The sequence below is a fragment of the Segetibacter aerophilus genome, from assembly GCF_007991655.1.
Lineage (GTDB): Bacteria > Bacteroidota > Bacteroidia > Chitinophagales > Chitinophagaceae > Segetibacter > Segetibacter aerophilus.
In genome coordinates, this window is the sequence record NZ_BJYT01000005.1 from 282,517 (window position 1) to 307,355 (window position 24,839).

Genomic DNA, 24,839 nt, shown 5'->3' on the forward strand with positions numbered 1-24,839 from the left:
TGGAGGTTCATCTATGTATGTGATTCATTTTGTTACCGGCATTTGTTCTTTTTTCGACATCGTTGTGTCACTCACTTGTACGGTTTGTTCTTCATTCAACGCCTCATCCACCTTCTCCTTCTCCTCGCGGAGAAGGAGCGGTACTTCAGAATACATCCAAACATAGTCTCTACCAATTCAGCTTATACCTAGTAGAGGAAGTCAGATATTTAATAAAACTCCAGTTTTTCATTTTCAAATTTTCAAATTTTCCCATTTTCAAATTGGCGTTATTCCGTCCTCAAACTCTCAACAGGATTTGCTGTAGCCACCTTAAATATTTGCGAACTAATGGTTATCAATACCAGTGCTAACAACCCTAGGAAACTAAAGATTAGACTACCCAATCCGATATCAATTCGATTGGCAAAAATGTGCGTGAATATAAAGCCAAGTACATAAGCAATCGGCATAGCTATCAAACCAGCAATAATCACAAGCTTTAAAAAGCTTTTAGATAACAATGAAATAATCGTTGATACTGATGCGCCCATCACTTTGCGGATACCTATTTCTTTGCGTCTCGTTTCGGTATTGTAAATCACCATTCCTAATAAACCAAGGCAAGCAATAGTAATGGTCATAAAAGCAAGAAAGCCAAGTGTGGAGACAGTATCTTTTGCGCCTTGTCTTTCAATCTGCTCTTCTTTTAGCCAACTGCTTTCAAATGGTTGTAAAGCGTTTTTTTTCCATACTTGCTCTATCCTGGATACTATTGTTGAATTGGCATCATTTGTCTTAACGAGTAAAAAGTTGAAATTATTTGGACGGTTACGGACGACCAATGGAGTCAGTTGAACGGCTAATGTTTGAAAATGAAAATCCTTCAATACTCCGGCAACTTGCACCTGGGTAGTATCAGTTAACCAAATCATTTTTCCTACGGCATCTGCCGGTGTTTTAAAATTAAGCGTCCGGGTAGCTGTTTCATTTAGTAACACGTATTTTTCATTTGTCGAAGTATTTTCAGGTAGGTTCTCACCTGCCACAATTTTTAAATCCATCACCTCTGTAAAGTTTCTATCTACGTCATAATAATTTGCTTCGATTGCCTGTGCGCCTGGTTGCAATTTGACGGGAATGTGCCCCGATGAATTTCTTCCAAACGTTGCTGACGTGGCTGTTACATTTTGCACCCCGCTTACTCTTTCGATCTCTGCAGAAAGTATTTTCGGATCTGCTCCATCTGTCGGTACGACCAACAAATTATCACGGTTATATCCAGGATCGGCGTTTGCAATGAAACTAAATTGCTGCGATGAGATAGATGTAAAAATGGTAGTTACTAGCGCTAGTGTAAACTGTACGACGATCAATCCTTTTCTAAAACCGTTGCCCCCAAATAACTTTATGTTGGATAGGTTTTTAAGCACCTCAACAGGTTTGAAAGAGGAGAGGACCCAGGCCGGTAATGAGCCTGCAAGCAATCCTGTAAATATTGCGAACACTACAAACCAACCGTAAATCCCGTTATTTAAAGCAAGACCGCTTGGTGCCATCTCACCCATAAACGGCGCATATTGTTGCAGCAGGTGCAGAATAATCCATGCTAAGCCCAGCGATAGAAATGCTATTAAAACTGATTCGAGAATGAACTGGTAAAATACCTGGTAACGAAAGGCGCCAGCCACTTTGCGGATACCAACTTCTTTGCCCCGGTTCAGTGAGCGGGCGATAGAGAGGTTGGTGTAATTGAAGCATGCCGAGAGCAATATAATGAAGCCGATTAAAAGTGGACCTAGTGTTTTTTCCATCGATCCAACATTTCCAAAAGCATTCATCAATTCTTCACCAAGAATAATCTTATTAAAACGCTGCGCTTCGAATGCTATGTTTTCTTTGCCCTGTAATTTTGTTGTTTTAATGAGCCCTGCCGTTACCTGTGATAACGCTTTGTCCAATTGTTTTTTATTGGCGCCATCTTTAAGTTGCAAGTATGTGTATGCATGAATTTGTGCATCCCATTTATCGATTGCTGGTGTCAATTTACCTGACTTCTCAAGAGCAGGCACAGAACTAAGTGACATGTAAGCTTCAAAATCAATATGCGATTTTCCTGTTGGAATCTCGAGTACACCTGTCACCTGGAAGTCTCCTAGTTTGGCCAATTTTATTGTTTGTCCAACCGGATTTGCATTGCCAAAAAACTTCTCTGCTGTTGTTTTGCTTAATACAACAGAATTTGGTGCTGATAGTGCGGTTTTCTCATTGCCTTCTTTTAACGTAAATCCAAAAACATCAAAAAATGTTGGTTCTGTAAATGCTCCATTAATGGATAATTCTTTGGTTCCCGTAGAAGCTTTATCACCTCCTGCTGAATAAAGCCTTACTGTCTTCTCAATGAAGTTGTAATCAGTGGTTAGTGAATTGGCCAGTGGTAAAGGCGACGATGCAAAACGGTAGGATGAGCCTTCCTTGTTTGTAAGTTCTGTTATAACTCTGTACGTACGATCAGTATTTGGATGAAATTTGTCATAACTAATTTGATCTTTCAAATTGATTAAAACCATCATACAAACAGACATACTTAAGGCAAGTCCAAATATGTTGATGAACGAAAACAACTTGTGTTTCGCCAAGTTTCGAATTGCTATTTTAAGATAGTTTTTAAGCATAATACGCCTCATCTCCCTTCCTCTTTTCCTAAAGGAGAAGAGGCGGTGCTTTAGTTATTTTTTAAACATTATATCTACCACATCAATAGTGTATTTCTACTTATCCCACAAATCCCGACAATGCCACAATCCCAGTTCAGATAGCTACCTCAGTACTCAATGCAACCCCGACTTCCGTTGCTATCGCTCCTCGTCGGGCGGCAGCAAGAAAAGCTTAATATAGTTTCAAAAACTCGCTCGAAAAGCTCTCTTCTCCCTTTAGGGCCGGGGCTTACTCCGCCCGTAAACTCTTCACCGGATTAGTTACCGCAGCCTTTATCGTTTGAAAACTTACCGTAATCAATGCGATGACCAACGCTGCAATCGCTGCAATTCCAAAAATCCACCAACTTATATTTACACGGTATGGAAAGTCTTCGAGCCATTTGTTCATCATCCACCAGGCTATAGGGAAGGCGATGAGGGATGCAATGAGAACTGGTTTTAAGAAGTTTTTTGAAAGCATCGTTACAATACTGATTACACTTGCTCCTAACACTTTTCTTATACCGATTTCTTTTGTCCGCTGTTCTGCACTAAATGCGGCTAAGCCAAATAAACCCATGCAACCTACAACGATCGCCATAACAGTAAAGATCCAAAGCAGGCTGCTTAACTTATCTTCAGCCTTATACATTTCACCGAAGTTGTCATCGAGGAATTTATAATCAAGGGGATAACCTGTTGCAAATTTGGTCCATACTTTTTCGATGTGTGCAAGGGTGTTTTGAAGATCTGCCTGCCGCACCTTTACCGCTACTTTCGATAAGATCGGTGAATAAATTTGCAGAACGGCTGGTGCTACTTTTTCATGCAGGCTTTTGTAGTGAAAGTCTTTTATAACTCCAATAACCCTTCCTCTCTTAACCGGATGTAAAGAGTCTGGTATCCATTTGTTCCACTCGATTCTTTGGCCAAGCGCTTTTTGTGGAGTACCAAAACCGAATTCTCTCACAGCAGTTTCATTTACGATAAAACCTTCTTCAGCATCTGTTGCCATATCTTTTGAAAAGTCTCTACCAGCTATGATTTTTAAACCGAGCGTCTTTACATAATCAAAGTCACCAATGAACAAACTTGTGGAAAGCTCTTTATCACTTTTGCTTGGCACAACTACTCCATCCCCAGCAAATTGCTCGCCTGGCAAGCCATAGCCTGAAGTGGCTGAAAGAATATTAGGCGACTGTTTCAACTCATTTAAAAATGGTTGGAGCTTGCTTTGAAAATCGCCTCTAACAGGAAACGCCAATACCTGGTCTTTGTCAAAACCGAGGTTTTTATTGTGCAGGTACTTTATCTGTTTGTACACTATAGTTGTCGACACGATCAATAGGGCTGACAGTGCAAATTGAACGATTACCAAACCCTGCCTCAGCCAACCTGTATGATTAGAACTATCACCGGTCGGCTTCATTCCCTTCAATACTTTTACAGGTTCGAAACCAGAAAGTATAAGGGCTGGATAGATACCAGCAAGAACACCTATTACAACGCCTGCTGCCAATAACAGCAAGCCTAACAGAGGATTTGTAATTGGGTTAAAACTAATGTTCTTTTCTGTAAATTGATTGATAGCCGGCACAAGGAAAAGTGCAGCGATGACGGCTATGAGAATGGAGAAAATAGAAAGTAAAATTGTCTCACTCGTAAACTGCCAAACCAGTTGCCCGCGTTCTGCGCCAACTACTTTTCTTACGCCGATTTCTTTTGCCCGTCTAAATGATCTTGCAGTAGCCAGGTTTATAAAGTTGAAGCATGCTATTGCCAGTACAAATAATGCAATAATTGTAAGGCCTTTTACATAAGTTTCATTTCCGCGTATTGCATTGTCATAAACAAAATCAGACGATTTCAGGTGTATGTCTTTCAGTGATTGTAGATAAGGGATAAAAGAAAAGTCATCATTCTTAACTGAAGCACGCACCTCATTGACAGCTTTTTTAAACTTGCTATCCAATTGTTGTATTTGTGTTCCGGGCTTCACTTTTACATAAGTATAGAACTGCTGCCAGCTCCATCTTTCCATTCTATCTTTTGGCAAGTGAGCGGCGGCAAGAGGTAGCAAGTAGTTAAAATCTAAATGAAATTGTTTTGGTAATTGCGCAACCACGCCCTTCACCTGGAAAGTATCTTTATCAATATAAAGTGGCTTATCAATAATATCAACCGAACCAAAATACCGTTGAGCTATGTCTTCTGTTATCACAACATCGGTAGGATTTTTTAATGCAGTATTGATATCTCCCTTTAAAAACTTTAATGGAAAAAAACTGAAGAAATTTTCTTCAGCCACCATTCCTTTCTCTTCATAGTTAGACTTGTCTCCCGTTTCTAAGAGCATCCTTGATCCAGTCATCAAAATTCGCATCGCGCCTTCTACTTCCGGGTAATTTTGCTTAAGATGTGTTGCATACATTGGCGGTGTATTTGCCAGGTTGCGGGTAACATCGTTACTTGTACCTACATTATAAACTCTGTAAATATTTTCACCGCCCTTAATAAACTTGTCGTACTGCAGTTCATCCCAAACAAAAAGGCCGATGACAAGGCAACCTGTAATTCCGATGGCAAGGCTCGCAATATTTATTACTGTAAAACCTTTGTAGCGAAGCAAGTTTCTGATGGCTGTTTTCAGGTAATTTTTTAGCATAAGAAGAATTATGTCTTATAGGTTTAGGTGTAGTTTTTTGGTAGCAAGCACTGTTTCTGTAGTCAGCTTTTGTTGTGTCACTCACTAGTACTTTTCACTCTTTATTCAGCCAGCGCAGCCTAAGTAAATGTTGTTAACAGTAAAAGACCAACCAACATGCCATTCGCCTAACCTTTTCATTTCTAGTGGGTTGCGTTTTCGACTAAGATTTTAGGATGTACGAAAACGGACAGTTGTTGTACGATTTTATATGAGGCGGCAATAAATTGTCTTAGAAGGATTAAGGATTTGAACCACGAAGACTCAAAGACTCCAAGTTTCACTAAGAGTTGTGGCAATGCGTGCATTCCGAGAATTTTTAGAAGTGTATAAAATTCTTTAATAGTGCAAGATGTTACCGAGCGTTAATCCAACAAATAACTTGAGCTCATAAAAATCTCGTCTTTCCTCACAATCCATAAAATCCTTCCAAATCCAGGTTCAGACTTATTCCGTTCTCAAGCTCTTAGCGGGATTGGTTAACGCGGTTCGATAAGTTTGCCAGCCAATGGTAAGAGCGCCTAACAAAAGTAGCCCGGACGCGCTTGCTGCAAGTAGCCAGAAGTTAACGGGAATACGATAAGCATACTGTTGTAAAAACTGCTTGCCCACAAAGAACCCTATTGGCAAACCAATGCAGACAGATATCAATAGCAACGTAACAAACTCTTTCGAAATCGTAGCAATTACCTGCACAACTTTAGCACCCATCACCCGGCGGATACCTACTTCTTTTTCCCTATTTTTTGTAGTATAAATCACCATACCTAAAAGGCCGAGGCAGGCAATAGAAAGCGCCATAAATGTTAGCAATCCTATAAACATCAAATCGTCTTTATGCAGGTGTTGATCGTATAATTGCTTATCAAACCAGTCCGCCTTAAAAGGCTGATTTGGATATATCTTTTTCCATGCTTTTTCAAGATTAGGGATAATGGTTCCTTCGGCCCCTTTTGCAACTTTAACGCTCATCGTTCTAAATTCATCCACCTTATTCACCAGTATCAATGGGTTAATGGGTCGTAAAAAACTTGCATAATGAAAATCTTTTATAACGCCTGCGACAGTGTAGCTTGTACTGTCGTTTAACCATATGGTTTTGCCTGTAGCTTCAAAAGGCGTCTTGAACTTTAGAGAACTAACTGCCTGCTCGTTTATCAATGCAAAACGACTACCCGATGCAGATGTAGCATTGGGCAGGTTTTCTCCGGCAATCAATTCAATTCCCATGCTTTTTACAAATGATGGAGTTACTGCAAAATATGCCGCATGAAGTGAGTCGCCTACCTTCTCTTGTTTTATAAATTTGCCATCTCCCCCTGAAAAACCTAATAGATCCGACGTCGCTGCTACGTCTTCGATTCCTGGTACGGTAGAAAAGGCTGTTGCTGTTTTTTCGTACGAGTTAGCTGGAAGGTCAATATTCAAAATCCCTTGCCGCTCGAATCCGTAATCGGCTGTAGCCATGTACACAGATTGACGATAGAAAATTACAAGGGTTACGATTGCAACAAGAGACGTAGCAAATTGAATAACAGTAAGGGTTTTTCTTAACCCAACTCCACCAAACAACTTTGTATTAAACTTTCCTTTTAAGACCCTCACAGGCTGGAAAGAAGACAAGACTTTTGCAGGGATCCAACCGGCAAACAGGCCGGTTAGTATAGTAAACAAAACAAAATATAGCCAAAGGGCTTTGTCTTGTGCGGCATTACCAATAAGGCGATTGACAGCAGGTAAAGAACTGATTAATCTTAGTTGTAGATATGCGAGGCAAAAGGCAAATATTGCAACCAATACCGACTCGTTTAAAAATTGAAATATCAAATGTCTTTTTAAAGCGCCTGCCACTTTTCGTATTCCCACTTCACGTGCACGATCTAGCGAGCGGGCAAGGGTAAGATTTACATAATTAAAGAAGGCAAGTAACAGCATAGAAAAGCCAATCAAGCCGAAGATTACCAAGTTAGGAAGGATGGGTTCATTGGTAATATTGTACAAAGGAATGCTACCTGGAGAAATTTTATCTAAGGGTTGAATATCGAAGGCAAAGCTTTCACCGGAAGGGGCAATGATTGTGTTAACCTGTTTACTAACGTTCTTTAAAATGTTCGTTAACACTTCTTTCGATGCCGAAGGTTTTAATTGAACATAAGTATAAGCAGCAGCTTCATCGCTCCATTCCTGGTTGGCCCTGTCCTGGTACAGCAAGGCAATTGAAGACGTTGATGCGAGCAAATCAAATGTAAGGTGCGAAGGACCAGCCGGTTTAGAAAGTACGCCGGTTACAATAAAGCCAACAGACTTGCCAATAGTAATTGTATGGCCAATTGGATTTTGCTTTCCAAAAAAACGCTCAGCAGTTTCAGCGGTTAGAACAGCGGTTTGGGACTTTATTGCAGGAGAACCGGATTTTAAGGTAAATCCAAAAATGTTATAAAAATCTGCATCAACAAATGCTTCTTTAGCAGACAGCTTTTTTTCATCAATGGTTACTTCACGTTGCGAAAAAAATACGCTTGTACTTTTATCGACAGCGTTGTAATTATTTTTTAGATAAGTTGCTAATGGTAGAGGAGAGCTGGCGCACAAAAAATGCTCCCCGTTCTTACGGTTTAAGTTAGTAAGGATTCGATAACTCTTTTCAGAATTTGGATGAAAAGTATCGTAATCATAAGCATCCTTTACCTTAATCATTGCCAGCATGCAAACAGTCATACCTGATGCCAGTCCGAAAATATTTATGAATGAAAACAGCTTGTGTTTGGTGAGATTCCTCCAGGCGATCTTTAGATAGTTTTGAAGCATGAGAAAAAGTTTCGAGTTTAAAGTTCTGAGTTATAGGTTTTTGTTTAGAGTTTGGTTGATTGTAGTATCGGCTCATCCCGGTTCTCATTCTCTAGGCAGACGGAGCCGCGCAAAAGTTCTTTGCCATTCATTTTTATCTTCCACATCAAACTATATACATTAACCGGTCACTCTATCTATATCGTCTTATCCCACATATCCCAATCATCTCACACTTCCTGTTCAGACAGTTTCCTCGCAATCCATAAAATCCTTCCAAATCCAGGTTCAGACTATTCCGTTCTCAAAGCTTTCACAGGATTAGCCAATGCTGTTTTTATTGCCTGGAAGCATGTTGTTAGTAACGCAATCAGCAATGCAAGAAGGCCAGCCGCAGCAAACATCCACCATGTAATGTTGATGCGGTATGCAAAACTTTGTATCCATTGATGCATTGCCCAAAAGGCCACTGGCGTTGCTACCAATATTGAAATGCATACAAGCTTTACAAAATCTTTTGACAATAGTGCAGTGATGTTTCCAATGGTTGCGCCCAGCACTTTCCGGATGCCCATTTCTTTTGTCCGTTGCTCAGCAGTAAAGGCAGCCAGGCCGAATAGGCCAAGTGAAGAAATTACAACGGCAATTATAGCAAGCAGGAATATGAGGAAAGAGGCTTGTTGATCTTCTTTATACAAATTGTCAAAACTATCGTCTAAGAAATTGTATTCAAGTGGTCGCCCAGGCAAGGTTTTATTCCAGGTACTTTGTACATCAGCTATTGCCTTTGTTACGTTTCCTGCGGCAATGCGAACCGTAAAATAGCTAAACCAGGCAGGATCAGTAAAGGCAACAAGCGGACCCGTCTTTTCGTGGAAACTTTTATAGGTAAAGTCTTTTACTATACCAACGATTTGTCCCGTTCTGCCCTTAAAAGTGAAGCGTTGTCCAATATAAGGTCGTGGTATGTTTAACTCCTTTATAGCGGTTTCATTTAGTACAACATTATTTTTATCGGCTTCGTTACCATGCTCCAACCACCTGCCTTCCCTCATTTGTAATTGCATTGTTTTCTGAAAGTCGGCATCGGTGGATAGCTGGGCGATTTTAGGATTGAAGGTCGTATCATGTCCGTTCCAATCGGCGCTACCCGTTGATATACTTCCAATATTTATGATTGGTTGGTTTGATAGCGTTACGCTTTGAATACTCGTTTTACCAAGTAATTCCTGCTTTATTGATTGCACCGATGATTCCTTTTTATTCATATCAATATCCATCGGTAAAGGAAACGACAGCACCTGAGAGCGGTTATAACCAGGATTCGTTTGTTGTACAAATCTCATTTGGCTATAGATGATAATAGTTGCGGAAATCAACATTACAGAAATAGTAAATTGTACTACAACCAAACCTTTCCTGAAATAGGTGTCTTTTACTCTAAGAACAGTAAAGCCCCTAAAAACATTCAAAGGCTTAAAAGTAGATAACATTAATGCAGGGTAAATACTGGTAAGCGTAAATGCTGCTAAAAGTGTAACCCCTATAACAAGCCATACACTTGGAGATGAAAGATCTAAATCAAAAGCTTTTCCGGTAACATTATTAAAAAGCGGCAAAGACAGTCGAATGAGAACGAGTGTAATGAATAATGAGATAAGGCTGGTTAATAATGATTCTGCAATAAACTGGTAAAAAAGGTCAATCCTTTTTGCACCTACCATTTTTCTTACACTTACTTCTTTTGCCCTGAGACTTGCTTTTGCTATTGTCAGGTTTACATAATTTATCGAAGCAATTAATAACAATAAGAAAGCAAGTATGGAAAAGACGTATACAGTGTTTTTGCTGCCAAGAACAAACGACGAAAATTGTACCTCGGTATCAAAATGCATGTCTTTTAGCGGCGTCAGTGAAATAGTGGTCCCTTCTTCGTTATTGCCCGGCAAAATGTGCGCAAGCTTTTTTGCTGTAGCATTTGTATTGGAACCTGGCCTCAACTGTATAAAAGTTATGTAATTGAAATTGTCCCAGTTCTCATCGTTTTGTTTTCTATTCGGATCAGCTAATAAAGCTGCCAAAGGCAGGTAGGCATCAAATTGAAAACTGGAATTGGAGGGAGCATTTTTTACTATGCCTTTCACCTCGTAATTCATACTATCAATTCGAATCGTTGCACCTAATGCACTGCTTTTACCAAAATATTTTTCTGCAGTAGCGGCAGTCAGGATAATGCCGTTAGGATCTCGTTTAAAAGAGGCTGCATTACCATCAAGAAAGCTATAATTGAATATGCTGAACCAATCGTCATCCACATAAGCAACTTTCTTTTCGTAAGCAAGGTTTCCATTTATTTTAAATACCGGCCAGTTAGAAGTATTAAGCCTTGCAACTTTTTCAATTTCTGGTACCTGTTTTTTTGCAGCTTCAGCAAGAAGCAAAGGGCTGCTCTCCCAAATCCAGTTGTTCTCTTTAATGCTGGTAGTAACCCTGAAAATATGATCCGCATTTGGGTGATCCCCATCGAAGTTTAATTCGTTTTGTACCCAAAATAATATCAGTACTGCTGCTGTTATACCTATGGCTAAGCCGCCAATATTGATGAAGGAAGTCATCTTATTTTTTAAGATGCTACGCATCGCGGATTTAAAATAGTTGATAAGCATAGTATGATTAACAGTTGTAATTATTTGTTACCGGCACCTGTGTTAGATGACAGATTCGTAATAGATAAATTTGCAAAACTTCCCCCTGAACTATTTCCTACCCAAAGTGCAACCCCGCCTTTTGATACACTTGTCAGCTTTTCTACCTCAAGGGATGGCGTTGTAGCGTTGTCTACAAATACAGCAACTCGTTTTCCGTTTATAGTAATTTTTGCGTGAAACCAACCATCGGGATTTGGAACAGGATTGACCTTGTTCTCATATTTTCCCGGAAAAGTTTCCCGCAATTTCTCCCATGGATAATTTGGCATCGAAACATATTGAACTGCGCGGCGTCTTCGTGCTGTATCGGGGTTTACGAAATTGAATGGCCTAAAGTAAATAGCGTCATAGGTCTTCTCATCCTGGCCATGAAATGCAAAGCCAACAAAGCTTTGCTGTACTACATTTTTACCTTTTACATCGAACTCAATAGTTCCGTTTGAAAAGTCAATTTCTTTTAAAATAACAAATCCTTCGTTTGCTGCTTCGCTGATGCGAATTGCCTTTTTGCCGTCTTCATTGATGGCTTCTGCAGATCGGTTGATGACTTTTAAGCCAGCCAGATTTTGCAGATCGGGCTTGACTACCTGTGCATTTAAATTGCTCGCAATACAAGTAGCGAGGATCAATAGACAAAAAGAAATGATGACAATTTTCATGACGCTTTATTTTGATAGTTCGAACCTTTTGAAGCCCTTTTACTCAAAACTCCAAATCAAGGAGAACAGTTGCTATCTAGCTTGCAATTGCTGATACTAATTACTTAAGTACAAGAGTGCGACGCAACAGAAGCTCCACTCCTATTCATAAGCTGGTTACAAAAAATCTCTCATTTCCTCCCAATCCTTAAAAATCCCTTAAATCCAGGTTCTACTCCGTTCTTAAACTTTTCACCGGGTTTGCAATTGCTGCTTTAATAGCTTGAAAGCTGACTGTAATAATAGCAACGATGCCCGCGATCGCTCCTGCCAGTACAAACATCCACCATTGAAGGGTGATGCGGTATGCAAAGTCTTGCAGCCATTTGTTCATAGCAAGCCATGAAAGGGGAATTGCTACAAACATAGCCATCAATACTACTTTCAATAAGCTGCCAGTTAGCAAAGAAACCAAGCTGGTAACACTTGCGCCTAGCGTTTTGCGTATGCCAATTTCTTTTACCCGTTGGCCAACAGTAAACGTAATCAAACCAAACAAACCTAAAGAGGCAATGCTGATAGTAAGAATGGTAAATGCAAGCAATACTTCGCCTTGCCTTTGCTCTGCCTGGTACTGTGTCGAAAAATTTTTATCCAGAAAGCTATAGTTAAAGGTGGCAGCAGCATCGAACTTTTTATAGGTGTTTTCGATAAAAGCCAAAGATTGCGAAAGGTTGCGTTCATCCACCCGCACGTACATGTTATCCCTGTCCGTGGCTTTTTTGGGTAGCTGCATGACAATAGGATCTATGATGTGTTGCAACGAGTAGATATGGTAGTCTTTTACCACACCGATAATATTGGCAAAGAATACTTTTCCGGTTGAATCCTTTCCACGTGATATACGCTTGCCGATTCCTGTCGTCCAACCTTGCCTCTTTAAAAACGCTTCGTTTACTACCACGTCGTTGCTGTCAGAGGAAAAGTCGTTAGAGAAGTTGCGCCCTTCCAAGACTTTGATTTGCATTGCCGGAATAAAATCAGCATCCACGGTAAGCCCATAAGCAAGGTTAGAATGTTCATCTAAAACGCCGTTTTTTTCGACGCTGTAATCCATCATACCAATATCGTTATTGCCAATCGGATTACCTGCAGATGCGACTGCTTTTATCATCGGGTTTTGTAACAATGCAGTTCGAATGGCCGGCACTTTTTCTCTCACACTCCTTGTATCAATATGGAAGGTGAGCATTTGGTTTTTATTAAATCCCAGGTCTTTGTTACGCACATATTTCAGCTGCAGGTAAATAATAAACGAGGCAGCTATCATAACAACGGTTACTGCAAACTGAAACATCACCAGCGACTTTCTAAAAAGGGATTGTCCCTTTACATCGCCCAGTTGATTTTTTAAAGCCGGTATGGGTTGAAAGCGGGATAAGAAAAAAGCAGGGTATAAGCCACCAATTAGTCCTGCCACCAGAGAAAATGTGAGTAACGATAAAATGCTCGTAGCGATGCCAAACTGCCAGATGGATAGTTGCTTCCCGGTTAAATAATTAAAGACAGGCATGGCAAGACTAACTAAAAAAACACTGATAATTGCAGCGGAAAGAATAGTGATTATTGACTCTGTAAGAAAGAGGCTAACAAGGCTGGTTCTGCTTGAGCCGCTTATTTTTCTTACTGCAACTTCCCTTAGTCGAACAGCTGCCCGGGCAGTTGTAATGTTGATGTAATTAATTAACGCAATGATGAGGATCAGCAGGCCTACCACAGACAAAACGTAGACGTATTTTATGTCGTGGTTTTCTCCCAATTCGTAAGCGAGATGAGAATGCAGATGAATTGAAGTAACAGGCTGCAACTCCAAATTATAATTAATGTCGTTGGCATTTTGAGTAAGATACTTTGTAACAAACGCAGGCATTTTTAAGCGCAAAGAATTGATGTCTGCATTTTGTTTGAGCAGTAGGTATGTGTAGATGCTAATGTTGCTCCAGTCACTTTGGTAATTTTCAGGAAAGGGACGTAATGCATTGAACGAAAAATGCGATTGCGAAGGAACGTCTTCAATAACTCCCGTTACGACATTTGGAGCTTTGTCTACATAAATTACTTTGTTAAGCGCATCCTGTGGATTTGGAAAGAACTTAGCTGCGAATGTTTTGGTAAGAACAATAGTATTTGGCTGCCGCAACGCATTTGCGGTACCTGCAAGAAAACGATAGGTAAAGACAGAAAAGAACGAAGGATCGGTTAAAAAAACTGCATCTTCCTTTATCGTTTTGTCACCATAATTCATGACTCCGCCACCTTCCCTATCAATACGTACCGCCTCTTCTACTTCGGGAAAATCCTTTTTAAAAGTTGCAGCCGCAAGCCCGGAAGTACCTGTAACATCAAACTTTTCTTCACCCCAATGACCATGAGAAACGACCCTAAAAATGCGCTCAGCTTTTAGATGATACTTGTCATAGCTCCACTCATCCATTACAAAAAGTGCGATCACCCAAACTGCAGCCAGGCTCAATGCTAATCCGCCGAGGTTAATGATGGCAAAAGTTTTTTGCCTAACCATGTTGCGGAATGCAATCTTTAAATAGTTTCTAAACATGAATAGCCAGTTTTGAGTTTTGTGTTTTGAGTTTTGTGTTTAACGTCTTTTGTTACGGGCGTCTGTTTTTTATGGCAGCATCGTTGCGTCGCAGTTCGTTCATCATTCAGATCATTTAGCACCTTTAGTTTCTGCTGCCAAGTGCTGCATTACGATAGGAGTACAAGAGTGGGCCGCAAGAGAAACTCCAACCTGAAAAGGGGCTTCAAGTTCATTAGTACGAAAGCTTAATTCCTATTCTTAAGCTTTGAACAAAAAATCTCCTATTTCCTCACAATCCAAAAATCCCCCAAAATCCAGGTTCAGACTTACTCCGTTCTTAAACTCTTCACCGGGTTTGCAATGGCAGCTTTGATAGTTTGAAAGCCAAGTGTAACAAATGCAGTTGTTATCATCACCGCTCCTGCCGTAATGAAAATCCACCAACTGATCTCTGTGCGATAGGCGAAGTTTTCTAACCACTTATGCATGGCAATCCACGACAGCGGTACTGCCACTACAAAGGCAAGCATGATCAACCCTAAAAAATCTTTTGAAATCAGTGTCACGATTTGAGAGACGGACGCACCTAATACTTTTCTTACGCCGATCTCTTTCGTTCGTTGCGTAGTTGTGTAAATAACCAAACCGAGTAAGCCAAGACAACTAATAAAGATTGCGAGACCTGTAGCCCATGTCAACAAGCTCGAAATGTTCTGCTCGCTTTCATAATATTTAGCAATGTCCTCATTGAAAAACTTGTAATCGAAATCATCATTAGGATAAACTTCTTTGAATGCTTTTTCGATTTTTGCTATACCCGTTTTCCAGGTTGTGCCTGCACTGTTTTGCGGCTGAAGCGCAATGTTTACTGTACGCTCTGTATTATCCCAGCTACCGATCATTAGCGGCTTTATTGGTTCGTGCAAAGACTTCTGGTTAAAGTCTGCCACGACACCAGCAATAGGTATTTGCTTGTCACTCCATTCGATGTATCTGCCTACAGCTTTTTGTGGTTGTTGAAAGCCAAGAATTCGAGCATAAGTTTCATTGATCAAAAATTCTCTTACAGTATCAGAATGAACGAGATTACGGCCAGCGACCAATTTAAGCTGGTAAAGTTTAATGTAATTGGTGTCTCCATATTTCTGCTGAACATCCGTTTCCACCTCTTTTTTTCCATCCTTATATTTTGCAGTTCCGCTCCAGGTACTATTTGACGACGGTGGATTCGTGCTAAGGCTTACCATCGCTATTTCAGGAATAGCTCGCAGCTTTTGGAGTAATATTCGCTTGTTTGCTTTTACTGTATCATTATAATTTGTTTGCAGGTAGACGATAGCCTCTTTCTTAAAGCCCATGTCTTTGTTGAGCGAATAATAAATCTGCTTGCTTACCAGCATGGTAGCCATGATGAAAACCTGTGCAATAACAAATTGAGAAACCGTCAATGACTTTCGTAACCATGCATTCCTCGTTTTACCTGTATTGGCATTGACCTGGTTTTTTAAAACGGTAACAGGTTTAAACTTGGAAAGTACAAGGGAAGGATAAAAGCCGGCCAGCAGGGTAACTGTTACGATAAGGATAACCAAAAACAATATGATAAGCGGCTGCGATTGTAAATCGATGTGCAGTCCCTCAGGAATGAAGCCAGAGAATACTTTCAAGATCAATGGAGTGAATGCAACAGACAGTATTGTGGCCAATAATGTAAGCAGGAATGTTTCGCTGAGGAATTGAAAAACAAGTTGCCGTTTCGACCCACCCATTGTTTTTCGGATGCCGATTTCTTTTGATCGTTGCGATGCCTGGGCTGTTGTTAGATTAATGAAGTTGATGCAGCCAAGTAACAACAAAAACACGGCGACGGCGAGTAAACCGTACAATGTCGCTTTACTTGCAACGGGTAAATCATAAGTGCCATAATCGCCATTGAAATGAATGTCTTGTAATGGTTGTAGAGTATGCCATGTCTTACTATTATCACCCGCGTCGACTTTCTTGTTCTTCTTCACCAATCCGGCAATCTTATCTTCAACCTGCTTGACTGAAGCGCCTTTTGACAATTTCAAAAACAATTGCTGCGAGCCGGTGGTTGATCCCCACGAGTCCCAGTTTTGAGGTTTTAAAGAGGTTTTTTCTAAAGTGGCATAAGAAACAAATGTTTTAAAAGTGAAATCAGTATTTGCAGCGATGTCTTGTACAATTCCGGTGACGGTTAAACCTACTGAATCATCAATATATACCTGTTTGCCGATGGCTTGGGTAGGAGTGAGGTTTGGAAAAAAACGTTTGGCATTTGAGGCAGTAAGTACCGCACTGTACGGATTGTTCAAAGAGCTTCTCCATGAACCGGCCAGCCAGTTATAGTTGAGCAGGTTAAAATAATTGCTGTCAGCAAAAACAATGTTTTTTTCGTGTTTCAGTACCAACGGCTCCTTTGCTACACCAGGTATTGAAACCTTTGCATCCCCGTTCCAGGTGCGGAAAGGAATAACTGCATCAAGCCCTGTTAGCTCAATCCGGGCAGAATTAGCCAAAGGATCCATAACACCTGAGTTATGATAGATTTCGCCTGAAAAACTAAAGTTGGAAACAACACGATAAATGCGGTCATTATCTTTTTGAAACTTATCAAAACTGAGATGATAGTTGACCAGCAGAAAAATAACCAAAGAAGCACTGATGCCAATGGCAAGGCCAAAGACATTAATAGCTGTAAAAGCTTTATTCTTCCAAAGCGTTCTAAAGGCAATCGTGATATAGTTTTTTAGCATAGTTTTTTTTGTTGGCCGACATTAGTATTCCACTCTTCTTCTGTTGTGTCACTCACTTGTACATTTTTAGCTAGCTCAGCAAATTGCTTCAGTACAAGAGTGCGACGCAACGATGTTGCCCCAACCCCCTAAAGGGGGGGGCTAATAAAAATCTCTCTTCTCCCTTTAGGGTCGGGGCTTCTACTCGGTTCTTAAACTCTTAACAGGGTTTGCAACAGCCGCTTTAATCGCCTGGAAACTTACTGTTGCCAAAGCAATTACTATGGCCAACGCGCCCGCTGCAACAAAAATCCAAAGGCTGATATCGATGCGATAAGTATAGTTTTGCAGCCACTTATTCATAGCGAGCCATGATATCGGGAATGCAACGAGACATGATAACGCGACGAGTTTTAAAAAGTCCTTCGACAACAAACCAGCAAGTCCTGATACGGATGCACCCAATACTTTTCGAACACCAATTTCTTTTGTGCGACGCTCTGCAGTGTAAGCTGCAAGGCCAAACAAACCAAGGCATGAAATGATGATGGCCAGTGCAGCAAATACCCGTGATAATTTGCTAATCAGCATTTCACTCAAAAACATATTATTAAACTGGTCATCTACAAACCGGTAATTGAAAGGGTAGGCCGGGTTGTATTTTTTAAGCACCGCTTCTATATTTGCCAGCACCTTTTCTGTACCTGCCTGCGCTTTCGTACGCACATACATTACGCTGGCATATTTAGGTGGCAGCCACATAAAGGCTACAGGATCGGGTGTTCCATACATGTTGCCATATACATAATCATTTACAACCCCAACCACCGTAAGCTTGGTTGTAGGGTCACCTTCGTTGAACAATATTTTACCTATTGCACTTTCTTTTCCCATCAGTTTAGCCAACGACTTTGTAATCACCACATTGATATCTTTTGATGAGCCATCCGTTTGCACAGAATCGCTTTCCTGCAGGATACGGCCTTCTAAAACCTGTAGCCCGGTCGTGCCAAAAAATTCCGGAGTAACATTTCTTCCGGACACGAGTACTTTGCTTCCGGCAGTTTTGCCTGCCCAACTTAGAGCATCAGTATTATTGCCGGCATACAATGTTGTATGGTCAGACAAAGCTGCATTTTCTACGACCCCGGCAGAAAGCAGGTCTTGTTTGATTGCAGCAAAATGATAGGCTGCCTCTCCCTGTATGCTTACCTCCAACAAGTTTTCTTTATTGAACCCGAGGTTCCGCCCTTTCACGTGTTGTATCTGCTTGTATATGATGATCGTTCCCGTGATGAGTGCGATAGAGATGGTAAACTGTACTACCACTAAACCTCTGCGGATAAAAGCAGCACTTCCCGTTTTCATTTTTATGCCTTTTAAGACAAAAACAGGATTAAACGATGAAAGGTATAAAGACGGGTAACTGCCTGCAACCAGCCCGGTTATGATCGGTATAATTAGCAGGGATAGGATGTGAAGCGGCTTCGATAAGTCAAGTGAAAGTTGCTTTTGTACGATGGTGTTAAACACCGGCAGTGCGAGTGAAATAAATATCGCTGCTAATACCGACGCCACTCCTGAAATAAATAATGCTTCGCCAATAAACTGTATAATCAAGGCTTTTTTCCCTGCGCCCAGCACTTTTCTTACACCAACTTCCCTTGCACGTTTTTCACTTCTTGCGGTAGCAAGATTCATGAAGTTGATACACGCAATAAATAAAATAATCCACGCGATGATAGAAAAGAGTCTTACATATTCTATTCTTCCCCCGCCTGTTTGCTGCCCGTTTTCGAACTGGTCGTACAAATGCCAGTCGTTCATACTGAACAGAAACGGGTGACTGATAGATGCAGGAACTCTTTTCTGGATGTAGTTGTATAGCTGCTTGTTGATTGTTTCGGGACTTGCACCTGTTTTCAATTCTACATAAGTGCTTATGCTTGAATTACCCCATTCATGTGCCCATGGGCTTTGTTGAAACCAAATGTCATAAGGCATCAACCATTCAAATTGCAAGGTTGAATTAGATGGAAGGTCTTGCACCACGCCGCTTACCACAAAGTCCTGTTTGTTATCTACTCTTACCGTTTTGCCGACTGCGTCTTTTGTGTCTCCGAAAAACTTCGCCGCTGCCTTTTCTGTAAGCACAATCGAATAGCGTTCCGCGAAAGCAGAGGCTGCGTTACCGTGTATGAAAGGCAATGTAAACATGCTAAACACTGAACTTTCAGCGTAGCGTCCGTTGGCATATAATGATTTTTCACCCACTCTAAAAAGAACCGCAGTCTCTCCTTCAGTTGCCCTGCAGGTGTTTGCAATCCCCGGAATTTCTTCCTTCATTGCAGGCCCCATTACGCCGGGTGTTGAGCTGTGGGTAAGCACATAAGCATCATACTTTTGGTTTACCCGCACATTATACAGCCTGTCTTTTTTTGCATTGAACTTGTCGAAGCCCATCTCATCTTCGACCCACAAAAAGATGAGGCCTGCACATGCAATGCCTATGGCTAAACCAAAAATATTTAGGAAGCTGTTGCTTTTATTCTTCCAGAGATTGCGAAGTGTTGTTTTAAAAAAGTTCCTGAACATAGTATATCTTTTTTGTTACCGGCAATTGTTCCTTATGCAGCTTCTGTTGTGTCACTCACTTGTACTTTATTCTAAAATTCAACAGAATGGCTTAGATATTATTGGAGATAAAAGAAAGAAACAATGCCAGTGCCGAAAAGATAACTCATTCTTTTTGAGGTGTTTATACTTTGGCCATAAAACAATAACTGTACGAAAACGTACAGTTATTGTTCGATTTTCAATTGAAAAATATGGGCAGGGATGAATGCAGATTTGTTGGTTACCAAAAGCGGAATGACAAATAATACCCCTTGTTTGGTTGCAGCTGCTTAGTGTTAATATTCAACGTTTAATATTCAATGTTCAATATTCAATGTTCAATAGTCAAACGCAAAACCCAAGACTCGAAACCCAATTCCTCATTTCAACAAAATCCATAAAATCTTTCTAAATCCTGGTTCAGACTATTCTGTCCTTAAACTCTTCATTGGATTAGCAATTGCCGCTTTTATTGCCTGGAAACTTACCGTTACCAACGCAATCATTATGGCTGAAATTCCGGCGGCAACAAAGACCCATGCATCCACATCAATGCGGTAAGCAAAATCCTGGAGCCATTTATACGAACCAAACCAGGCGATGGGGGAGGCAATAATTATTGCTATCAAAACAAGCCTTACAAAATCCTTTGAAAGCATTGAGGTAATACTTGCCACGCTTGCACCAAGCACTTTGCGAATGCCAATTTCTTTTGTGCGTTGTTCGGTTGTATAAGCAGCAAGACCAAAGAGACCCATGCACGATATAAGAATGGTTAAGACGGTAAAGGAAGATATAATTCTGCCCGTGCCTTGCTGCGATTTGTAAAGATTATCGATACCCTGATCTACAAACCCATATTCAAAAACCCCGTCCGTATCATACTTTTTATATAAGCTCTCCACCAAAGTGACCGTTGCAGGTATTTTGTCTGGCTTAGTTTTAATGATTAAATTAACATGAAATTCATCTGGTCGATACCTTAAAACCATGGGTTGAATGGTGGTAGTTAAAGCCTGGTAATTAAAGTCTTTTACAATACCGATCACACGACCTTCAACTCCCCAAAAGGTCAATTTCTTATCGATAGCGTTGTCACTCATTCCCATTCTTTTGGCAGCAGTCTCATTGATGATATAGCCCATCGAATCGGCTGGGAAATTTTTTGAGAAGTTTCTCCCCTGGATTATCTTCATTCCCATTGTCTTCACGAAGTCTTCATCTACCGTCATTTGTGTCATTAAAAAATCATCATCCGTTTTCATATCCTGCCACTTTATTCCATTGGTCGAATTGCTGACATCAACCATGCTTGCAGTAGTTGCAGTAATACCAGCAATATCAGCTCTTTGAAGAATGTCTGATTTCAATAGCTGGTAGTTCTTCTTAACATCCGGATTTTTTAATCTCACATACATCAGTTGCGACTTATCGAAACCTAAATCTTTTGACTGCAAGTATTTTAATTGTTTTGAGATAATCATTGCTGCAATAATCATTACAACTGAGAAAGTGAACTGCGTTAAGATCATTGCTTCACGAAAGCGTTTGGTTTTGTTTTCAACAAAAACGCCCTTCAATACTTTCAATGGCTGAAAAGATGATAGATAAAACGCCGGGTAAAAGCCCGACAACAATACGGTTACTAAAAAAAGTAAAGACAAGCCCGCAAAGAAAGAGCGATCATATTTTAGTTGGATGTCTTTTCCATAAAGTATTTTGAAAGCAGGGAAAAATACTTCAACCAACAAGCCTGAAAGAATTAAAGCTATTGTACATAAGATGAGTGCTTCAGACAAAAACTGAAATATCAATTGGCCTCTTGATGCTCCTATCGTTTTTCGCAAACCTACTTCCTTTGACCTTTTTATTGAACGTGCAGTGCTTAGGTTTACAAAATTTATACAAGCCAGTAAAAGAATAATAATACCAGTTACGGTAAAGATTTTTACATAGGTCATGTTTCCTACAGATACAAGTTCGGAGTTGAAGGCAAAATGAGAATTGAGATAAATATCTTTTAAAGGTTGTATTTGCAATAAAGTCGAAGAGTTGGGTCCGTAAGTGGCTATGTGGTTTTTTATTTTTTCTGCTAAGGCGTTTGTATTTGCTTCTTTTTTGGTTTGGATGTAGGTATAGTAGGAACTAAAAGCCCACTGATTTTCTGCATTATCAAATTTCTCCAGAAACGAAAAGGGTATCAAAAAGTCGAATTGCGTTGAAGAGTTAAGAGGAATGTTTTTCAATACGCCGGTCACTGTAAAATTGAATTCACTTTTTCCGGCTTTTGAGGATACCGTTTTACCAACTACATTTTCCGTTTTCCAGTTTTTTCCAAAATACTTTTCTGCTGTTTTCTCGGTTAACACAATTGCTTCGGGATTAAGTAAAGCACTGGTGAATTTTCCCTGGATAAGTGGAAATGTAAAAACAGTCAAAAAAGATGGATCGGCAGCGTATATATTCTGTTCTTCAAAAACGTCTTTTCCACTTTTAAAGTCTGCATGCCAGCGCCCCACGCGCGTCACATTTTCTATCTCAGGAAAGTCTTTTTTTAGTGTGGCTGCTAAAGGCGGTGATGTAGTTGCTATTGAATTAATTTCACCTGCATTGTCCTGCACAGATGTTACCCGATAGATATTAGATGAATTGACATGAAAGCTATCGTAGCTCAATTCGTTTTTTATGTACATGAAAATAAAAATGGCACAGGCAATACCTATACTTAAGCCGGTAACATTTATAAAAGTATATAAGCGGTTATTTAGCAAACCACGGAACGTAGTTTTTAAATAGCTTTTGAACATGAGTATAAATTTTAGATTGATAAAAAGGGTTGCGCAACGGCAAGCCTTTGCTTGTTGATTTTTTTTGAAAGATGCTGCAATTCGTTACTCTGTTCTCAGGCTATCTGATGGATTTGCAACGGCTGCCTTTACTGCCTGGAAACCGACGGTTAGTATGGCGATTATTATGGCAATTATTCCTGCAGACAAAAAGATCCACCAGCTTATAGTTACTTTATAAGCAAAGTTTTGCAGCCACTTGTTCATTACATAGCCAGCAATGGGAGAAGCGATGATGAAAGCAATTATCACCAGCTTTACAAAGTCTTTTGATAACAGCGTAGTGATTTGTGTTACTGACGCGCCTAATACTTTTCTTATTCCGATTTCTTTTATTCTTTGTTGTGCAGAAAAAGTGGCCAGCCCAAAAAGGCCCATGCCTGCAATTAAACCGGCAATCAGCGCAGCCGCTATAAATATTCTTCCTAACTTTTGTTCTTGCGTGTATTGTTTGTCGTACGACTCGTCTGCAAAAAAATATTCGAACGGGTTGCCTTGAAATTGCTCGTTATATAACTTTTTGATTGTGCTAATTTTCGATGCCATGTTTTGTTGCGAGGTGCGGATAGTAAAGAACCCGTACGATACAGATGCGAGATGTATGGCGGGTTGAATAGTTTCTCTTAAAGAAAGATGATGGTAGTCTTTGACCAGTCCGATAATCTCATATGGCTTTCCCCATAGAATTTTTTTGCCTATTACATTTTCATCTTTTTTGAAACCAAGTTGTTCTGCAGCCTTTTGATTGATGATTACTTTCGGCGAATTGTTCCAACTTTTCTCGGCATCGTCAACGGAGAAAGTTCCACCCTGAACGAAGCTTATTCCATAAGTATCAAAGAACCGTTCGTCCGCAATGAACATCGAATAACCTTTCTGATCGTCACCGGGCTGTGGGTTAAGACTTGTTATTCCATTTGCAGAAAAGTTATAACCGATACCCGGTACATTATTACTAGCTGAGAGTTTTTCTACAAACGGCAGCTGTGTCAACTGATTTTTAAATGCGAGGTTTCTCTTGGCCTGGCCATCGCTTGATACAGTCGGCCCTTTTATAATGAGGAGTTGTTTCAGGTTCATACCGAGATTTTCGGTTTTCATATACTGCAGCTGGTTGTAGACAACTACTACAGCAATTATGAAAACGATAGAAATGGTAAATTGAAAAACAACCAGGCTCTTTCTTAAGGAAAATGCATTTCCAACATTCTCTATTTTCCCACGAATTGTTTTGATGGGTTTGTATGAACTTAATACGAAGGCTACATATCCGCCTGCTAATATTGACCCTGCAATGATCATTGCCAGTCCATTTATCCAGAATTTGCCGGGGTTGAGCGTCGATAAAGAATATTGCTTCCCGGTAAATTCATTGAATAAAGGTTGAAAGCTATTAACCAGCAGCAAAGCGAGGATTACAGCAGCCATCGTTACAATGAATGTTTCTGTTAGGTATTGTGTAATTAGTTGAAAACGTCTTGCTCCCAACACCTTTCTTACACCTGCTTCCCTTGCACGATTGATGGATTGGGCAGTAGATAGATTTATATAGTTTACCCAGGCAATCAATAGTATCAGGAATGCGATTACGGAGAAAACGGTAACTAATAATAAACTTCCAAAAGTTTGAAAAGGATAATTGAATGAAGGCGCGAGATGTAGTTCACTGAAGGGTTGCAGGGCAACGCGGTCGTCTTTAGAATCTGGATTAATTGATCTTATAAACCGGGTTATCTGGTCACCTAGTTGCTTTGAGTTTATCCCTTCTTTCAACAAAACATAGATACTTGTAAACCCAGCGTTTGTGCCATTCGGATCGGCCCAGTCGTTGCCATCTCTATTTGCAGCGCTTTCCAGTGTATGAAGTGATAAAAGAATGTTGGCCTTGATGTCGCTTTGCTCAGACATGTCTTTAAATACCGCATTAATTGTATAAAGAGTGTTTCCAAACTGGTTACTTACAGTCAAAGTTTTACCAATGGGATTGGCATCGTTGAAGTATTTTTTAGCAAGGTTTTCAGATATAGCTAAAGTCTTAGGCTCGCGCAATGAAGGAGTGCCTGCTATTATGGGGTAAGTGAAAACTTCTAAAAAGCTTCCGTCGACGTAGGCAATTTTGTCTTCCCTAAAAGAGGCTATTTCGTCAGGCTTGTTTTGGCCTGTGATAGTTAATACTCCGCTTCCAATACCTTCTGCAACTCTTACACATTCTTGAATTCCTGCAATATTATTTTTAATGATTGGAGCAAACCCGGAAGGTAAAAGATAGCCGGCGTTTCCATCTTTGTCTTGCACGTTGGTGCGGTATAGCCTGTTATAATTTTTATTAAAGCGGTTTGCATTCCATTCGGAACTCACGTACTGCATTATGAAAACAAATACTGCTATACCGAGCGCAAGTCCGAAAACGTTGATGAGAGAAAACAGTTTGTTGTTCCATAAATTTCGCCAGGCAGTTTTAAAGTAGCTTTTGAACATGCTATAAGTTTTGATTTTGTGAGCCCTTC

At 40.2% G+C, this 24,839-nt stretch carries 11 protein-coding genes; all 11 read right to left on the reverse strand.

What is annotated here, in order from left to right; all coding sequences use genetic code 11:
• Positions 1 to 24 precede the first annotated feature (24 nt).
• Positions 25 to 156, reverse strand: coding sequence for a hypothetical protein (locus SAE01_RS25075; RefSeq protein WP_262713363.1), 132 nt, complete (start codon positions 154 to 156; stop codon positions 25 to 27).
• Positions 157 to 269: 113 nt separating this feature from the next.
• Positions 270 to 2,618, reverse strand: a complete 2,349-nt coding sequence (locus SAE01_RS08565; RefSeq protein WP_170234116.1) for an ABC transporter permease — start codon at positions 2,616 to 2,618, stop codon at positions 270 to 272.
• Between the two features lie 307 nt (positions 2,619 to 2,925).
• A complete protein-coding gene (locus SAE01_RS08570; RefSeq protein ID WP_147203334.1) occupies positions 2,926 to 5,343 on the reverse strand; it encodes an ABC transporter permease in 2,418 nt (805 codons plus the stop codon).
• A gap of 486 nt (positions 5,344 to 5,829) precedes the next feature.
• On the reverse strand, positions 5,830 to 8,190 hold the full coding sequence (locus SAE01_RS08575; RefSeq protein ID WP_147203335.1) for an ABC transporter permease: 2,361 nt from the start codon (positions 8,188 to 8,190) through the stop codon (positions 5,830 to 5,832).
• A gap of 272 nt (positions 8,191 to 8,462) precedes the next feature.
• Positions 8,463 to 10,784, reverse strand: a complete 2,322-nt coding sequence (locus tag SAE01_RS08580; protein WP_170234117.1) for an ABC transporter permease — start codon at positions 10,782 to 10,784, stop codon at positions 8,463 to 8,465.
• Positions 10,785 to 10,855: 71 nt separating this feature from the next.
• Positions 10,856 to 11,536: a 3-keto-alpha-glucoside-1,2-lyase-like domain-containing protein gene (locus SAE01_RS08585; RefSeq protein ID WP_147203337.1), complete on the reverse strand. Its 681-nt coding sequence runs from the start codon at positions 11,534 to 11,536 to the stop codon at positions 10,856 to 10,858.
• Positions 11,537 to 11,747: 211 nt separating this feature from the next.
• The gene (locus SAE01_RS08590; RefSeq protein WP_147203338.1) at positions 11,748 to 14,132 is read right to left on the reverse strand and encodes an ABC transporter permease; all 2,385 of its coding nucleotides are present in this window, start codon (positions 14,130 to 14,132) and stop codon (positions 11,748 to 11,750) included.
• 308 nt (positions 14,133 to 14,440) lie between these two features.
• A complete protein-coding gene (locus tag SAE01_RS08595; RefSeq protein ID WP_147203339.1) occupies positions 14,441 to 16,891 on the reverse strand; it encodes an ABC transporter permease in 2,451 nt (816 codons plus the stop codon).
• Positions 16,892 to 17,071: 180 nt separating this feature from the next.
• Entirely contained in the window at positions 17,072 to 19,465 is a 2,394-nt protein-coding gene (locus SAE01_RS08600) for an ABC transporter permease (protein WP_147203340.1), read from the reverse strand.
• Positions 19,466 to 19,911: 446 nt separating this feature from the next.
• Entirely contained in the window at positions 19,912 to 22,293 is a 2,382-nt protein-coding gene (locus SAE01_RS08605) for an ABC transporter permease (protein WP_147203341.1), read from the reverse strand.
• 84 nt (positions 22,294 to 22,377) lie between these two features.
• A complete protein-coding gene (locus SAE01_RS08610; RefSeq protein WP_147203342.1) occupies positions 22,378 to 24,810 on the reverse strand; it encodes an ABC transporter permease in 2,433 nt (810 codons plus the stop codon).
• Positions 24,811 to 24,839: the final 29 nt, after the last annotated feature.

What these genes read in the sequence shown, in the direction of transcription:
- SAE01_RS25075 (WP_262713363.1), bottom strand. Translation starts at nt 156, where the DNA reads ATGTATTCTGAAGTACCGCTCCTTCTCCGCGAGGAGAAGGAGAAGGTG.
- SAE01_RS08570 (WP_147203334.1), bottom strand. Translation starts at nt 5,343, where the DNA reads ATGCTAAAAAATTACCTGAAAACAGCCATCAGAAACTTGCTTCGCTAC.
- SAE01_RS08575 (WP_147203335.1), bottom strand. Translation starts at nt 8,190, where the DNA reads ATGCTTCAAAACTATCTAAAGATCGCCTGGAGGAATCTCACCAAACAC.
- SAE01_RS08580 (WP_170234117.1), bottom strand. Translation starts at nt 10,784, where the DNA reads ATGACTTCCTTCATCAATATTGGCGGCTTAGCCATAGGTATAACAGCA.
- SAE01_RS08585 (WP_147203337.1), bottom strand. Translation starts at nt 11,536, where the DNA reads ATGAAAATTGTCATCATTTCTTTTTGTCTATTGATCCTCGCTACTTGT.
- SAE01_RS08590 (WP_147203338.1), bottom strand. Translation starts at nt 14,132, where the DNA reads ATGTTTAGAAACTATTTAAAGATTGCATTCCGCAACATGGTTAGGCAA.
- SAE01_RS08595 (WP_147203339.1), bottom strand. Translation starts at nt 16,891, where the DNA reads ATGCTAAAAAACTATATCACGATTGCCTTTAGAACGCTTTGGAAGAAT.
- SAE01_RS08600 (WP_147203340.1), bottom strand. Translation starts at nt 19,465, where the DNA reads ATGTTCAGGAACTTTTTTAAAACAACACTTCGCAATCTCTGGAAGAAT.
- SAE01_RS08605 (WP_147203341.1), bottom strand. Translation starts at nt 22,293, where the DNA reads ATGTTCAAAAGCTATTTAAAAACTACGTTCCGTGGTTTGCTAAATAAC.
- SAE01_RS08610 (WP_147203342.1), bottom strand. Translation starts at nt 24,810, where the DNA reads ATGTTCAAAAGCTACTTTAAAACTGCCTGGCGAAATTTATGGAACAAC.